At 58.6% G+C, this 14,547-nt stretch carries 15 protein-coding genes; 4 read left to right on the plus strand and 11 right to left on the minus strand.

Annotated elements, in window-relative coordinates; translation table 11 throughout:
- Window positions 1-5 precede the first annotated feature (5 nt).
- The 5 genes from ACR0CA_RS05545 to ACR0CA_RS05565 all read right to left on the minus strand — a co-directional run bounded on the left by ACR0CA_RS05545 (window position 6) and on the right by ACR0CA_RS05565 (window position 5,014).
- The gene (locus ACR0CA_RS05545) at window positions 6-515 is read right to left on the minus strand and encodes a CarD family transcriptional regulator (protein ID WP_170381457.1); all 510 of its coding nucleotides are present in this window, start codon (window positions 513-515) and stop codon (window positions 6-8) included.
- A 286-nt stretch (window positions 516-801) separates the two neighbouring features.
- Window positions 802-1,140 carry a ferredoxin FdxA gene (gene fdxA, locus ACR0CA_RS05550; RefSeq protein ID WP_170769449.1) on the minus strand — a complete coding sequence of 113 codons (339 nt, stop codon included), beginning with the start codon at window positions 1,138-1,140 and terminating at the stop codon, window positions 802-804.
- A 66-nt stretch (window positions 1,141-1,206) separates the two neighbouring features.
- A complete protein-coding gene (locus ACR0CA_RS05555; RefSeq protein ID WP_480897678.1) occupies window positions 1,207-1,572 on the minus strand; it encodes an RNA-binding S4 domain-containing protein in 366 nt (121 codons plus the stop codon).
- A 6-nt stretch (window positions 1,573-1,578) separates the two neighbouring features.
- The gene (locus ACR0CA_RS05560; RefSeq protein ID WP_480897679.1) at window positions 1,579-4,389 is read right to left on the minus strand and encodes a helicase-related protein; all 2,811 of its coding nucleotides are present in this window, start codon (window positions 4,387-4,389) and stop codon (window positions 1,579-1,581) included.
- 16 nt (window positions 4,390-4,405) lie between these two features.
- Window positions 4,406-5,014 (minus strand): tetratricopeptide repeat protein, encoded by a 609-nt coding sequence (locus ACR0CA_RS05565; RefSeq protein WP_480897680.1) that lies wholly within the window; start codon window positions 5,012-5,014, stop codon window positions 4,406-4,408.
- Window positions 5,015-5,045: 31 nt separating this feature from the next.
- Here ACR0CA_RS05565 and ACR0CA_RS05570 point away from each other — a divergent pair, with 31 nt between their 5' ends.
- From ACR0CA_RS05570 to ACR0CA_RS05580, 3 genes are all read left to right on the plus strand, one after another.
- On the plus strand, window positions 5,046-5,336 hold the full coding sequence (locus ACR0CA_RS05570) for an SCP2 sterol-binding domain-containing protein (RefSeq protein ID WP_170750697.1): 291 nt from the start codon (window positions 5,046-5,048) through the stop codon (window positions 5,334-5,336).
- Window positions 5,336-6,301: an alpha/beta fold hydrolase gene (locus ACR0CA_RS05575; RefSeq protein WP_480897682.1), complete on the plus strand. Its 966-nt coding sequence runs from the start codon at window positions 5,336-5,338 to the stop codon at window positions 6,299-6,301. Before ACR0CA_RS05570 ends, ACR0CA_RS05575 begins: the two co-directional genes overlap by 1 nt.
- 67 nt (window positions 6,302-6,368) lie before the next feature.
- Window positions 6,369-8,189: a M3 family oligoendopeptidase gene (locus ACR0CA_RS05580; protein WP_480897683.1), complete on the plus strand. Its 1,821-nt coding sequence runs from the start codon at window positions 6,369-6,371 to the stop codon at window positions 8,187-8,189.
- Here ACR0CA_RS05580 and ACR0CA_RS05585 read toward each other — a convergent pair whose 3' ends face one another.
- The 5 genes from ACR0CA_RS05585 to ACR0CA_RS05605 form a co-directional block, all read right to left on the minus strand.
- Window positions 8,190-9,077: a DMT family transporter gene (locus tag ACR0CA_RS05585; protein WP_480897685.1), complete on the minus strand. Its 888-nt coding sequence runs from the start codon at window positions 9,075-9,077 to the stop codon at window positions 8,190-8,192. It abuts the gene before it with no gap.
- A gap of 3 nt (window positions 9,078-9,080) precedes the next feature.
- Window positions 9,081-9,350 carry a DksA/TraR family C4-type zinc finger protein gene (locus ACR0CA_RS05590; RefSeq protein WP_170352835.1) on the minus strand — a complete coding sequence of 90 codons (270 nt, stop codon included), beginning with the start codon at window positions 9,348-9,350 and terminating at the stop codon, window positions 9,081-9,083.
- 57 nt (window positions 9,351-9,407) lie between these two features.
- Window positions 9,408-10,382, minus strand: a complete 975-nt coding sequence (locus ACR0CA_RS05595) for a Gfo/Idh/MocA family protein (protein WP_480897686.1) — start codon at window positions 10,380-10,382, stop codon at window positions 9,408-9,410.
- 199 nt (window positions 10,383-10,581) lie between these two features.
- Window positions 10,582-11,478 (minus strand): RNA polymerase sigma factor RpoH, encoded by an 897-nt coding sequence (rpoH, locus tag ACR0CA_RS05600; RefSeq protein WP_170750687.1) that lies wholly within the window; start codon window positions 11,476-11,478, stop codon window positions 10,582-10,584.
- Between the two features lie 146 nt (window positions 11,479-11,624).
- Window positions 11,625-12,659, minus strand: a complete 1,035-nt coding sequence (locus ACR0CA_RS05605) for an RluA family pseudouridine synthase (RefSeq protein WP_480897688.1) — start codon at window positions 12,657-12,659, stop codon at window positions 11,625-11,627.
- Here ACR0CA_RS05605 and ACR0CA_RS05610 point away from each other — a divergent pair.
- Window positions 12,658-12,960 carry a DUF6476 family protein gene (locus tag ACR0CA_RS05610; protein WP_480897689.1) on the plus strand — a complete coding sequence of 101 codons (303 nt, stop codon included), beginning with the start codon at window positions 12,658-12,660 and terminating at the stop codon, window positions 12,958-12,960. The two genes, ACR0CA_RS05605 and ACR0CA_RS05610, sit on opposite strands and share 2 nt — an antisense overlap.
- 2 nt (window positions 12,961-12,962) lie before the next feature.
- Here ACR0CA_RS05610 and ACR0CA_RS05615 read toward each other — a convergent pair whose 3' ends face one another.
- Window positions 12,963-14,435 (minus strand): hypothetical protein, encoded by a 1,473-nt coding sequence (locus tag ACR0CA_RS05615; RefSeq protein ID WP_480897691.1) that lies wholly within the window; start codon window positions 14,433-14,435, stop codon window positions 12,963-12,965.
- Window positions 14,436-14,547: the final 112 nt, after the last annotated feature.

Consider the following 14,547-nt stretch of genomic DNA (forward strand, 5'->3'; position numbering starts at 1 on the left):
TGCGATCAGGCAGCGCGCGAGGTCAGCACCTCATCCACCTGCTTGGCGGCCGACACTTCACCGGCGCCGGATACGGCTGCAACTTCACGGGTCAGACGTTCCAAGGCAGCTTCATAGAGCTGACGCTCGGAATAGCTTTGTTCGCGCTGATCGTCAGTGCGGTGCAGATCGCGGACCACCTCTGCGATCGAGATCAGGTCGCCTGAGTTGATTTTCTGTTCATATTCCTGCGCCCGGCGCGACCACATCGCGCGCTTCACCTTGGCCTTGCCCTTCAACGTCTTCATCGCCTGAGAGATCACGTCGGGCGAACTCAGCGACCGCAGACCGGATTCGGTCACCTTGTTGGTCGGAACACGCAGGGTCATCTTGTCTTTCTCGAACGAGATCACAAACAGCTCAAGCGAATACCCGGCAACTTCCTGTTCCTCGATCGAGATAATCTGACCCACACCATGCGCGGGGTAAACCACATAATCGTTCGGGCGGAACTCAAGCTTTTTCGACTTAGACATTCAGGTTCATCCTTGGTTAGCAGAGCCAGACAAAAAACGACAAAACACCCCAAAACCGTGCCTTGAAGGCCCGGTCAGGCAGTTTGTTTGTCAAAAAATTAGAACTCCAAAGCGTCCATACTTACGGAGTCATCCCCAGCTCAGTCATCATTCAGCTACGAAGTATATCACAAAAATGCGACACACAAAAGCGTTACCGACCAATGAGCCGATAAAATCATTATTAAACATAAGGTTGCGGCGTTTTTTTCGGCATCTAAACCACTGAGTTCAGAGAGCGAATCGCTTAGCCACCTTCGCCGGGCGCTTCAGAGAAGTACTTCTCCATCTTGCCTTCTTCGCCGTCGCGTTCCTCGGCTTCTGGCAAGGGGTCTTTCTTGGTCACGATGACCGGCCACATTTCCGAGTATTTTCGGTTGAACTCGACCCATTCATCCATACCCGGCTCGGTATCGGGGCGGATTGCGTCGGCGGGGCATTCGGGTTCGCACACGCCGCAGTCGATGCATTCATCGGGGTGGATGACCAACGTGTTCTCACCTTCGTAGAAACAATCCACCGGGCATACTTCGACACAGTCGGTATATTTGCAGCCAATGCAGTTTTCAGTGACAACGTAGGTCATGGTCGGATTCCCGTTTGCGCTTTGGGCGTCTAGCTAAATCAGTATGGCGTCAGCTTCAAGATAGGATCAGCTATCTTGATAGCGAGAAAGGTCAAGCGCGCGCCGATCTTTCTTAGTTGGACGACCTTTTCCTTCAAAGCTTGGATTTTGCAGCGGCTTGTCCTGCTTTTCGGTCAAATCCGTATATAGCGTTTGTGCCTCGGGGGCTGGACCGCGCCGTTCACCCAGTTTTTCCACCCGCACAACACGCACAATGCGGCCCTGAGGAAAGGTCAGAACATCGCCGGGGTTGATAGCTGTCGCCGGTTTCAGAACCCGGTTACCGTTGACACGCACATGGCCGCCGCTGACCTGTTTGGCCGACAGGCTGCGGGTCTTGAAGAACCGCGCCTGCCACAGCCATTTGTCGATCCGCAGCTTGGCCTCGGACATGCGCGTTTAGTTGCCGTCCTTCAGCCCCATCAACGCAGCGGCGAAGGGGTTGTCGGGATCAATGGCTTTCTCTTTCTTGGGCGGACGGGCCGAGAAAGATTTCGCGCCTTGCGGCTTGCCACCCTTTTTGCCCTGCGGGCGGCGGTTGTCCTGAGGTTTGCCACGCGGTTTGCCCTTGCCCTGCCCCTGCTCGCGGCGCGGGCCACGATTTTGCTGACGCTGACGGCCCCACGTGAAGGTATAGAACACCTCGACCTCGGGCTCATCACTTGCGGGTTCTACGACCGGAGCCTCGGCTGCCGCCTCGGTGCTTTCGGTGGCCTCGGCTGGCGCCTCGGCGGGTGCGGCGGCCTCATTCGTCGCACCTGCGTCTGCCGGGGTTTCCTCAGTCACAGGTTGCTCGGACGCTTCTGCCGCAGGTTGTTCAGCAGGAGCGGCTTTGACCTTTTCACGCTCGCCACGCTCGGCCTTGTAACCCAAGCCTTGCATCAGGTCGGCGAATTGTTCCAGAGTCATACCGGTGATCGAGAGCATGTCGGGCTTGGCTTCGAACCCGCCCCGGCTGTCCTCAGACCGCAGCATGTCTGCCAGACGTTCCAGCATATCAATACGGATCGAGCGCTCACCGGCGTCGCGGTAACCGCACATGGTGTCATACCCTTGCGGCGCGTCCTTAGCGACGGGGACCGTAACCAGACCCGGAGGCGGCGCTTCAGGGAATTCCTGCAAGCCGCTGGACAGCGCCCACAGAACCAGACGCAAGCGCGTCGGCGCGGGTTTCAGCAGCAGCGGCATAAAGATCGTGAATTGACCGAAGCGGATGCCGTGCTTGCGCAGCGCACCGCGAGCGTCCTGATCCAGATCCTTGACCTCTTGCGCGACCTGCGCACGCGGCAAGATGCCCAATGCCTCGACCATGCGGAATGCAAAGCCCTTGGCCAGACCGCTGAGTTCCTCGTCTCGCGACAGGTTCAGCAGCGGTTCAAACAGCGCGGCCACCTTACGGTCAATGAAATGCTGCAGCCGGCGCTGCACCTTCTGTTCGACATCGGGGCCTGCGGCTTCGTCTACGAAAACCTCGACCATAGGCTTGAGCGGCTCGGCCCCGGCAACCAGCTTGCCAACGGCATATTCGCCCCACATCAGGCCACCTTGTTCGGTGAAATCAATTTCTGTATCCGGCGCGTTGTAGAAGCGGTCGGCACGCAGATGGAATTGCGGCGCGAGAGCTTGCAGCGAAGCCGATTTCAAGGCTTTCGCCTCGGTCCCCTGCGCAGCTTTGTCCGGAATGAACCGGAACCCTTCCAAACGACCGACGAATTCGCCTTCGACGGTCACTTCACCCTTGTCATTTACTTCGGCCAAAAGGGCCTCCTTCTGTTTGAGCCGCCGCAGCAAAACGGATGTGCGCCGGTCCACAAATCGTTGGGTCAGACGGTCATGTAATGCATCTGACAGCCTGTCTTCTACAGTGCGCGTTTCCTCACGCCAATGGGATTCGTCACGCACCCATCCGTTTCGTTGCGCAACATATGTCCAGGTGCGAATATATGCCAGCCGTTTGGACAGCGCATCAATATCTCCGTCTGTCCGGTCAATCCGGCGGATTTGCCGCGCCATGAAGTCATCAGGGATCGACTGGCGTTCGTGCAGATGGCCGTAGATCACCTCGAGCAGGCTGGCATGTTCCGAATGGCTGATGCCGCGAAAATCGGGGATTCGGCATACATCCCACAACAAGCGGATGGATTGCGGATCGCTTGCGCGGGCCATCACTTCGGTCACTTGCGACAGGGATTTCAGCACGTTCAGATCGTCGGCGGGCCGCGCTTTGAGTAGGTTTTCATTGTCCGGGCTGACTTCAAGCGAGTTGATCAGCGCCTCGATGGATCCGAACCGCAAAGCGGCATTCCGCCAGTTCAGCTTTTTCATCGGCGTAAAGCGGCTGTCCATGATGGCCTGCGCCACACCGTCATCCAGCGGCGGGGCCTCGCCCGTGACGCCAAACGTGCCATCCGACATGCCGCGCCCGGCCCGGCCTGCGATCTGGGCCAGTTCGTTTGGGGCCAAGGGCCGCATCCGCCGACCGTCAAACTTGGTCAGCGAAGAAAACGCCACGTGATTCACGTCCAGATTCAAGCCCATACCGATGGCGTCGGTGGCGACCAGATAATCAACTTCGCCATTCTGATAGAGGTCCACCTGCGCATTCCGAGTGCGCGGGCTGAGCGCACCCATGACCACGGCCGCCCCGCCCTTTTGACGACGCAGCAGTTCCGCGATGGCATAGACGTTATCAACCGAGAACCCGACGATGGCGCTGCGTGGAGGCATCCGGCTGATCTTTTTCGATCCGGCATAAACCAGTTGAGACATCCGTTCGCGCCGTACAAACTGTGCCTCGGGTACCAGCGCTGATATGGGACCACGCATGGTGTCCGAGCCTAGGAACAGCGTCTCGCTTGTACCGCGAGACCGCAACAGACGGTCGGTGAAAACATGGCCGCGTTCAGGGTCGGTACACAGCTGGATTTCGTCGATGGCCACGAAATCGGCGCCCATGCCTTCGGGCATCGCCTCGACCGTACAGACCCAATACTGGGTGCGTGGCGGCACGATGCGCTCTTCGCCCGTGACAAGTGCCACGACCGACGGCCCGCGAATGGCGACGATCTTGTCATAAACCTCGCGCGCAAGCAGACGCAGCGGCAGGCCAATGATACCGGTCCGGTGGCCCAGCATACGTTCAATCGCGTAATGCGTTTTGCCTGTGTTGGTCGGACCCAGTACGGCCACGATTCGGGATGACCCGCTCACTCTTGCCCCCTGCCCCTTAGAGGGACGAGCCCTCGACCTGAGGCTTCAGTCGATTCACCGCATTGGTTACTTCTTCGTGATGGGGATGTATAGCCAATGCACGCTCGTAGACAGCCAGCGCTTTGTCCGGTTGGCCAATAATCTCAAAGATCAGGCCAAGGCCATAGATCGCTTCGTAATGGTTCGGGTTAAGTGTCAGCGCATATTCCAGATCAGCGGCTGCCAAGCCAAACCGTTCAACCCCAAAAAATGCCGACGCGCGTACGTGCCACGCTTCTGCAAAGTCAGGCGCATGATCGGTCAGCGCCGTCAGATGTTCGATAGCCGCCTTTGTGTCACCGTCATCCAGCGCCTCACGTCCCCGTTCCAGCAAAAGATCAGCCGAGGCTGAACCCGATAACGACCACAGAGACTTGAGTTGACGATCAATGCCAATCGCTTGATCGGGTGTTGATTGCGCCAGTTGCTGCAATAGCTCGGTTTCATCCCGTGAATCTGCCTGCTGTGCAAGACAAGGGATGGAAAACGTGACTAGCAGCGCGGTTGCCGCGACGATACCTTTGAGATTGGTGCTTGCAATGCTCATAACAACGGTCAGTGTAGCGTAGCGCAGGAGGATGTCCATTCCCTGTGCTCAAATCAAAGTGAGGAGAACCATGAGCGACACTCTGGAAAAAGCCGCAGCGGCGCTGAACGAAAAACTGGCCGACAGCGGCTTTGGCGCATCCGCCAAGTTCGCCATTGAAGGTGTGGGTTCGATTGTTCTGGACGGCAGCGGCGCGCGTGTCAGCGACGAAGAAGCTGACGTCACCATGAACGCGGATGTCGACACGTTCGAACAAATCCTAAGCGGTGAGCTGAACCCGACCGGTGCTTTCATGTCCGGCAAGCTGACCGTCGATGGTGACATGGGTGTGGCCATGCAACTGGCATCGGCGCTGGCCTGATGGAAATGTCGTCGGCCCCTTTGTTCGAAGACGTGGCCGGCGCACCCGCCGGTGGACAGGCCCATTGGCTGACGACCTCTGACGGGGTTCGCATCCGAGTGGCTCACTGGCTGCCACAGGGTGATGCGGTCGGGACAGTGTTCATGTTTCCTGGCCGTACAGAGTATATCGAGAAGTACGGTAATACTGCGACCGAGTTCGTCGGGCGTGGATTTGCATTTCTGGCGATCGACTGGCGTGGTCAGGGACTGGCCGATCGCCCTCTGGACGATCCGCGTGTCGGACATGTCGATACGATACCGGACTATCAGATGGATGCTCAGGCCGCTTTTGCGCTGGCCACAGAGCTCGACCTGCCCAAACCGTGGCACGTCATCGGTCACTCGATGGGCGGTGCCATTGGCCTGCGGGCTGTACTTGAAACTGACAAGTTTGCCACCTGCGCCTTCACGGGACCGATGTGGGGGATTTTCTTCACGCCGCTGATGAAACCGCTGAGCCGTTTGACCGCCTATTGGGGCCCTCGGTTCGGGCTGGGTGAGAAAACCCCGCCTACGACATCTTTGGAAAGCTACGTCCTGTCGCAACCGTTTGAAGGCAACGTGCTAACGCGTGATCCAGCGATGTACCAGATGATGCAGGATCAGCTGAACGCCCACCCCGAGTTGGCGCTAGGCGCACCCTCAACAATCTGGCTGCGCGAGGCGCTGGACGAATGCGCCTGGCTGATGGAGCAGACCGCCCCCACCATTCCGTGTCTGACTTTCCTTGGAACCCATGAACAGATCGTGGACCGCAAAGCGATCCGCGCCCGCATGGCCAACTGGCCCAGCGGCACGCTCGAGGAAATCCCCGACGGCGAACACGAGGTTTTGATGGAAGCTCCAGAGGTCCGCGGCCCCGTTTTCGACCAGTTGGCGGCGCATTTCATGGCCGCCGAACGCGAACCGGCCCTGTCTGACTAACACCCCGCTTGTGATCCCCGCCCGGCACGCCTAGATGTTGGCAAAAGCTGTTATTTCGAGGTGATCCATGCGCGACCTTCCCTTCCCCGTCCGTGACGCAAACGCAGTCGGCGGGTCCGACAATCTTGGCAACCTGCCGGAATGGGACCTGACGGATCTGTACAGCTCGGAAGAGGCGCCGGAACTGTCGCGCGATCTGGACTGGCTGGAAGGCGAATGTGCGTCCTTTGCGGCAGACTACGAGGGCAAGCTGGCCGATCTGGACGCTGATGGTCTGCTGAACTGCGTCCTGCGCAACGAAAAGATCAACGCCATTGCCGGGCGGATCATGTCCTTCGCCGGTCTGCGGTACTACCAGCTGACCACCGATGCGGACCGCGCCAAGTTCCTGTCGGATATGCAGGAAAAGATTACCATCTTCACCACGCCGCTGGTGTTCTTCACGCTCGAGCTCAACCGTATCGACGATGACGCGCTGAAAGCCCGGTTCGACGCCAACGCGGATCTGGGCCGGTACGAACCCGTCTTCCGCCGCATCCGCGCGATGAAGCCCTATCAACTGTCGGATGAGCTGGAGAAATTCCTGCACGATCTGGGTGTTGTCGGCGATGCATGGGAACGTCTGTTTGACGAAACCATCGCCGGCCTGACCTTTGACATCGAAGGCGAAGAGCTGAACATCGAAGGCACCCTGAATCTACTGACCGAGCAGGACCGGAGCAAACGCGAAACCGCCGCCCGCGAATTGGCGCGGGTGTTTCAGGACAACGTCAAAACCTTTGCCCGCGTTCACAACACACAGGCCAAAGAGAAAGAGATTGTTGATCGTTGGCGCAATATGCCAACCGCTCAAACCGGTCGCCACCTTTCGAACGATGTGGAACCCGAAGTGGTTGAGGCTCTGCGCGAAGCCGTTGTCGCCGCCTATCCCAAGCTGAGCCACCGCTACTACGAGCTCAAGCGCAAATGGCTGGGGCTGGACGTGATGCAGGTTTGGGACCGCAACGCGCCCTTGCCGATGGAAGACACGCGCATCGTCGGCTGGGACGAGGCCGAAAAGACCGTGATGGATGCCTATAACGCGTTTGACCCGCGCATGGGCGAAATCGCGGCCCCATTCTTCAGCAAGGGCTGGATTGATGCGGCCGTGAAGCCGGGCAAAGCGCCGGGTGCATTTGCCCACCCGACCGTGACCGACGTGCACCCCTACGTGATGCTCAACTATCTGGGCAAACCGCGCGACGTGATGACCCTGGCGCACGAGCTGGGTCATGGTGTCCACCAAGTACTGGCCGCCGGTCAGGGCGAGATGCTGTCCTCTACCCCACTGACACTGGCTGAAACGGCCTCGGTCTTTGGTGAGATGTTGACCTTCCGCAAGATGCTGGATCAGGCCGAAACCCCCGAACAGCGCAAAGTGCTATTGGCGGGCAAGGTCGAGGACATGATCAACACGGTCGTCCGCCAGATCGCGTTCTATGATTTCGAATGCAAACTCCACGCCGCCCGCCGCGAAGGCGAGCTGACACCTGACGACATCAACGCCCTGTGGATGAGCGTTCAGGCCGAAAGCCTTGGCCCGGCATTCGAATTCATGGACGGGTACGAGACCTTCTGGTCCTATATCCCACACTTCGTCCACTCGCCCTTCTACGTCTACGCCTACGCGTTTGGCGACGGATTGGTGAACGCCCTCTATTCCGTCTACGCAAGCGGGTCCGATGGGTTCGAGGACAAGTATTTCGACATGCTGCGCGCCGGTGGTTCGATGCACCACAAGGAATTGCTGGCCCCGTTCGGGCTGGACGCGAGCGATCCCAAGTTCTGGGACAAGGGCCTGTCGATGATCTCGGGCTTTATCGACGAACTCGAGGCGATGGAGGGCTGATCATTGCTGGTTTTTGGTGGTCAGAAACACGGCCAACACGATCAGCACACCCCCAAGGGCTGCAATCGGCGTGATTGCGGCCCCCAGAAACAGCGCCGAATTGACAAAGGTGAACACGACCGAGGCCGCAAACATCAAGGTTGCGGTTAAAGTCGAAACCCGCGCAGCAGCCTCGTACCACAGGTAATAGGCGCAGGCGGTCGGCAGCACGCCCAGCAAGATTAGGAACACCACGTCATTGGCGGACGGAACCTGCATCGAAAACGCGGCCAGCGGCAGCAGGAGTGCCCCGGAACACAAGAAGATGCCGAACAGGAAGTTCAGCCGCTCTCCGGTCGATTTCGAATTGCGCATAGCCCGACTGCTTGAAATCAGGAAGACCGCCCAGCTTAGCCCGGCCCCGATTTCAAGAAGATCGCCGAACAAGGGCTCTCCACCTCCCTGAAAATCCCGGAAGACGGTCAGGAAAACGCCCAGAATGGCCAAAACTGTGGCCAGAACATCGGTTCGCGTGACCGGTGTATCCGCAAAGAAATAAAGGAAAACCAGCACGAAAAAGGGCGCTGTGTTCTCCAAAACCATCGCGTTGGCCGCGCCGGTATATTCAAGCCCGATGTGGAACAGGATGTAATTCACAACGGTCGACAATACGGCCAGACGGAAATTCCAGTCACTCAACCGGACCGAGACGGAAACCCGCATCAGCCGCAACATACAAAAGATCGCCAACGCCGCGATGAACAGGCGCAAGACCGCGATTTGCAACCCGCCCAGATCGCTGGTCAGATAGCGCACGATGACGCTGTGCGTGCCCCACAAGAACGCAGCCAGGAACCCAAGAACCAATCCATTCTGCAACAGGGGCTGTTTTGGCATGGGCTCAGGCATGGACTATTTCAACTGACTGTCCTTGGACCCGCGCCGATTGATCCCGGACCGCGCTTTGAACGCACCGTCCCTATCCTGCTGGCAATCCAGACAGAGTTTCACCCCCGGCAAGGCAAGTCTGCGTTTCTCGGGGATCGGCTCTTCGCATTCTGCGCAATGGGTCAGGCTTTCGCCCTGAGGGCGCTTTTGCGCCTGCATCCGGGCCAGTTCGTCGGATATCGACGCCTCGATCTGTTCACTCACCGCGCCGTCGCGCGCCCAGCCGCCTGCCATTGTCGTCTCCTGTTCAGGTGACGACCAGACTAGGCTGCCGGACCCGCGCGTGGCAAGTCAGCGTGAGACCGCCACCTCAAACGCTTGGTCAATCATCGCCTGCGTCCCGCGCGAGAACTCCAACGGGCACGGATAGGTCGCCCCTTCCCGCACGGATCGACCGAAGGCTTCGACCTGCAATATGTATTGATCTTCACCGGGAAAGCGCGTGATCTGAACTTCAAGCCCCGGACGATGCAACTCGACCTGAGCCACGTCAAAAACCCGCGCATTGAACGGTGCGGTCAAACGGATCACGCCGCCCTCGCCGTGAAACTCCATCGCCTGATGCGGGTGCATCCGGGTCGACACATAGGTCGAATAGGTAAATCCGGGGAAGCGCGCATTAATCTCGGTGAACACGTCCACGTCGTTTTCCCATCGGATCGTCGAGCGGACCTCGACCGGCTCTTCCCCAGTGACAAACCGAGCGCTGCCGATCGTGTAAACGCCGATATCGCGCAACCCGCCGCCGCCAGTTTCGGGGCGGTTTCGGATGTTGCCTGTGTCGGCGCGATTGTCATAGGTGAACACACCGGTCACATGAATAAGTTTGCCAATGGCCCCATCCGCGATCAGCTTTTTGGCGAACTGCCACTGCGGGTGATGCACGATCATATAGGCCTCGGCAGCCAACAGTCCTGTCTCATCCCGCTTGGCGATCAGCGCATCGAACTCGGACGCCTGCATCGTCATGGGTTTCTCGCACAACACGTGCTTACCGGCATCCAAGGCCTTTAGCGACCACTCTACATGCAGGTGATTGGGCAGCGGGACATAAACCGCATCGATCTGCGGATCGGCCAGCAGCGCATCATAGCTGTCATAAACGGTCAGATCGGGGCAAAAAGCCTGAAACGGTTCGGCCTTGGCCGGGCTTGACGTTGCCAATCCGGCCAGCCGCGCGCCTTCCGCCGCGTGAATAGCCGGTGCCATAAACCGACGCGCAAAATTCGCGGCGCCCAGAACACCCCATTGAACCGGTTCTTGCATAAGTCCCTCCCAAATTTCAGTATCGCCGTTATCGCTAACGGTTCAATCTCGGCTCTTTTAGCAACGTCTGGGCGCGAAGTCAGGCATTTTTGGCCATTTCTGACGTCAACACATCACTTATCAGAGAGCGAGACCTTAAACGGTATTGGACGCAAAAAAGCCCGCCGTCTCAGGCGGGCTTTGGTTCGCAGCGGCCGGATTACATCTGGCCCAGCATCCCTTTCTCGCGCGCAAGGTCGCGCATTTTCTTTTGCAGCTTTTCGAAGGCCCGCACCTCGATCTGACGGATGCGTTCGCGGCTGACATTATACTGCGTGCTCAACTCTTCCAGCGTCACCGGCTGATCCATCAGGCGGCGTTGAGTCAGAATGTCCTTTTCGCGGTCATTCAGCACCTCCAACGCGGCGGCCAGCAATTCGCGGCGTGCGTCCAACTCGTCGCGCGCCTCATAGTCGCCTGCCTGATCGGCATCTTCATCCTCAAGCCAGTCCTGCCATTGCATGGTGCCTTCGCCTTCGGACCCGACGGTCGCGTTCAGCGAGGCATCACCACCGGACATCCGGCGGTTCATGCTGATGACTTCCTCTTCGGTCACACCAAGATCATTGGCGATCTGAGCGACATTCTCCGGGCGCAAGTCACCCTCTTCCAACGCGCCGATACGCGCCTTGGCTTTGCGCAGGTTGAAAAACAGCTTTTTCTGCGCCGAGGTCGTGCCCAGTTTCACCAGCGACCAGGACCGCAGGATATATTCCTGGATCGAGGCGCGAATCCACCACATCGCATAGGTCGCTAGACGGAACCCTTTTTCCGGGTCGAACCGTTTGACCGCCTGCATCAGGCCTACATTGGCCTCGGAAATCACCTCGGCCTGCGGCAGACCGTAGCCGCGATAACCCATCGCGATCTTAGCTGCCAGGCGCAGATGCGACGTAACCATTTTATGAGCCGATTCAGTGTCTTGCTCTTCGACCCAGCGCTTGGCCAGCATGTATTCCTCTTCCGGCTCCAGCAGCGGAAACTTGCGGATTTCCTGCATGTAGCGGTTCAGGCCACCCTCGGGCGTCGGCGCGGGGAGATTTGCGTAATTTGCCATAATTCATGTCCCTCCGACAAATGTTTAAGTTGTTAACATAGGATATGGGAGGTCGTCCCGATTCATTCAAGAGGCAGCGCTAACAGAGTGGTATTAACCAACGATAAAGAAAAGATAAGAACGCGTTACTCACGAGTGTGCGCATATTATGACAACGGCGCGCGCAGCTTATCAATCAGTTTCTCCATGTCTTCCGGCAAATTAGCCTCAAACCGCAAAATATCGCCAGTGACAGGGTGCTCGAACCCCAGAACCGCGGCGTGCAAAGCCTGTCGCGGGAAGGCGCGCACCGCTTCGGCGGTATCAGTGCTGAACGCTTTGGCCGCGAGCTTGCGTTTGCCGCCATAGACGGGATCGCCCACCAAACCGTGTCCCGCATGGGCCATATGCACGCGAATCTGGTGCGTTCTGCCCGTTTCCAGCCAGCATTCGATCAAGGCCAATCCCGCCGGGTCGCCAAATGTCTCAACCACCCGCGCCCGCGTCACGGCATGACGCCCGCCATGGAAAAGAACCGCCTGTCTCTGTCGGTCGGTCTTGTGCCGGGCCAATTGCGTGGTCAGGCGCATGATGTTGCCGGGCTCAAAACTGACACCCTTCACACCGCGCAAACGGGGATCGTTGGCGTCGGGAACACCGTAGCACACCGCGCGATAATAGCGCTCGACCGTGTGGGCCTCGAATTGGGCGGCCAGGCCGTGATGCGCGGCATCTGATTTAGCGACGACCAGCAAGCCGCTGGTTTCCTTGTCAATTCGATGCACAATACCCGGACGCTTTACGCCACCCACGCCCGACAGGTCATCTCCGCAATGATGCAGCAGAGCATTCACCAGCGTTCCATTGGGCGAGCCTGGTGCGGGATGCACCACCATGCCTGCGGGTTTGTTGATGACGATCAAATCGGCGTCCTCGAACACCACCTCCAGCGGGATATCCTCGGGGCCGATATGGCTGTCTTCGGCCTCGGCCACCGCAATCGTGACAGATGTGCCCTCGGCCACTTTTGCCTTGGGATCGCTGGCTACGGTTCCGTTGATCCACACGGCACCTTCTTCGATCAATCGGGCAAGACGCGTGCGAGACAGATTTTCCTCGGGTGGCACATCGCGCGAAAGCGCCTTATCAAGGCGTGGCGGCGGATCTGCCGCGATCTGAAATTCAATCTGGCGAGTGCCCATGACTGTCCCTTCCGAACCGCAAGAACCGCAGGAAACGCCTCAGCTTCGATTGCTGCGGCGGATGGTCATGCTGCTGACCGCGGTGATGATTGGCGGCGTTCTAGTGACATTCGCGCTGATTGTCATCCGGCTATCGGACAGAACCCCCACCCTGCCCGATCAGATCGAGCTGCCAAACGGCGCCAAGGCGCAGGCGGTCACCATCGGGAACAACTGGTACGCCGTGGTCACGGACGACAACCGCATCCTGATATTCGACAAGGCAACCGGACGGCAACGGCAAGAGATCGTAGTGGAGTAGCCCTAGATCGCGGTCAGCGACTCAACGCTCAACCGCAGTAGGGTCGAGCCAACCGCTGCATCGGTTTGCTTCAACGTTGCGACATCCAGAACGGTATGGCCCAAGGTCAGAAACGTCCCCTCTTCTGTAGCGATAAGTTGCATGGCGCGCTTCGCTTCTGCGTCGATGCCTGGCGAGGCCAGAAGCAACGATAGCAGCAACAGCCCCCGATCCACATCATCACCTGTATTAAACAACAGCACTTCATCGGCCATCGCAATCCTCTCGCGGCGGCCATAGATACTGACATCTCCCGCGATCCGCCTGATCCGGTCCAACGCGGCCTTTACCCCATCAACTTCCTGCGCCGCCTGCCACAGTTTTGGTCCGCGCAAAGAGTTTGCCAGATACGCCCCCGGCGCCTGAATCGACACATCCCGATAGCAATACCGCGCCTTTCCAAAGACCGAGAGATCATCCGAAGCCGCAAGCTCGGTCAACAGGCTGCGCACCTCGTCTGCGCCTTTCAGCGTGTCAAAGCGCCTCAATTGTTCGGTTGTCGCCCGGCTAGGGACGAAGCTCACGCCTTGGTGGCGAAGTGTTCGGAACGGCGGCAGCTCAATCCCGAAAAACGCCCTGCAATCCGCATTGAAGCGATCCAATTGCTCTGACGGAATCGCACTTGGCCTGCCGTCTAGCACCAAGGTTCCGTACATGGTGATAAACCTGTCGGCATAGGGCACGCGTCGGTCAAACTCGGCCAGAGGGTCGGCGGCATCCGGGCCGTTCGTGAGCCTCTGCCACCCGGCCTGATCAAAATACTCCGGCTTTCCGTTGCACCAGAACCGCTGGCCGTCCTTTTGCAACAACGTCGTGTAGTGGCCCGGAGAGCCGACCATAAAAGCATCCACCAGCGAAATACCGTGCAGGATTGTGGCCAGCGACGTTGTCAGCGTAGCTTCATCCGCGCAAACGGTGACACCCATAGGCCGGTGCTTTTTATGGCCCATCAGACGCGACATAGCATGCAAACCATCGATTGTATTGTAGATGTAAAGCGGCAACTGATCTCGTTCGAGCACCGGAAAGATGTCCAGCGCGGGGGTCAACAACCCGTCCGAACGGCGGCGGGTCACGTGCCGCCAAAGCTGCGCCTTGATGCGGTCGACAGGTTCTGCCCCCAGCCGGTCCCTTTCATCCTGAAGGTTCAGCAGCCCCACACGATCTGCCGTGCCCATGGGGAAGTCATGGGTGAAATGGCGGTCGATATACTCCAGCATCTCATGGGTGATCTGACTGGTTGGCGCGAGGTCCCGACCCGTCGGGTCCACGCGGGATAGGATCTGATCGCGGATATGCCACAGCCGGTCGCTCATCAGATTGGCCAGGATCAGTACGATCAGCAAATCGGGATCGGTCGCAGCATCCATCAAACCGGGATGTGCCGCACGCGAAAGCAATTCAATCCGGGCTGAGGGTTTCGGGATATCGACCACGGGCTGCTCCTTCCTGTTTGCGACCTCGACCAGAGGGGCAGACGAATGCTACAATCGGAAGACCATGCCGCCCAGCGCCTTTGACTACTAACGCAATTGTTTGCGCTGCTGC

It is taken from the genome of Ruegeria sp. F12 (genome assembly GCF_056533885.1).

Excerpts from the sequence above, each read along its gene's own strand:
- ACR0CA_RS05580 (WP_480897683.1), top strand. The coding sequence starts at position 6,369 with ATGCGCGACCTTCCCTTCCCCGTCCGTGACGCAAACGCAGTCGGCGGG.
- ACR0CA_RS05565 (WP_480897680.1), bottom strand. The coding sequence starts at position 5,014 with ATGGACATCCTCCTGCGCTACGCTACACTGACCGTTGTTATGAGCATT.
- fdxA (WP_170769449.1), bottom strand. The coding sequence starts at position 1,140 with ATGACCTACGTTGTCACTGAAAACTGCATTGGCTGCAAATATACCGAC.
- ACR0CA_RS05575 (WP_480897682.1), top strand. The coding sequence starts at position 5,336 with ATGGAAATGTCGTCGGCCCCTTTGTTCGAAGACGTGGCCGGCGCACCC.
- ACR0CA_RS05555 (WP_480897678.1), bottom strand. The coding sequence starts at position 1,572 with ATGTCCGAGGCCAAGCTGCGGATCGACAAATGGCTGTGGCAGGCGCGG.
- ACR0CA_RS05545 (WP_170381457.1), bottom strand. The coding sequence starts at position 515 with ATGTCTAAGTCGAAAAAGCTTGAGTTCCGCCCGAACGATTATGTGGTT.
- ACR0CA_RS05605 (WP_480897688.1), bottom strand. The coding sequence starts at position 12,659 with ATGGGCACTCGCCAGATTGAATTTCAGATCGCGGCAGATCCGCCGCCA.
- ACR0CA_RS05585 (WP_480897685.1), bottom strand. The coding sequence starts at position 9,077 with ATGCCTGAGCCCATGCCAAAACAGCCCCTGTTGCAGAATGGATTGGTT.
- ACR0CA_RS05610 (WP_480897689.1), top strand. The coding sequence starts at position 12,658 with ATGACTGTCCCTTCCGAACCGCAAGAACCGCAGGAAACGCCTCAGCTT.
- rpoH (WP_170750687.1), bottom strand. The coding sequence starts at position 11,478 with ATGGCAAATTACGCAAATCTCCCCGCGCCGACGCCCGAGGGTGGCCTG.
- ACR0CA_RS05590 (WP_170352835.1), bottom strand. The coding sequence starts at position 9,350 with ATGGCAGGCGGCTGGGCGCGCGACGGCGCGGTGAGTGAACAGATCGAG.
- ACR0CA_RS05570 (WP_170750697.1), top strand. The coding sequence starts at position 5,046 with ATGAGCGACACTCTGGAAAAAGCCGCAGCGGCGCTGAACGAAAAACTG.
- ACR0CA_RS05595 (WP_480897686.1), bottom strand. The coding sequence starts at position 10,382 with ATGCAAGAACCGGTTCAATGGGGTGTTCTGGGCGCCGCGAATTTTGCG.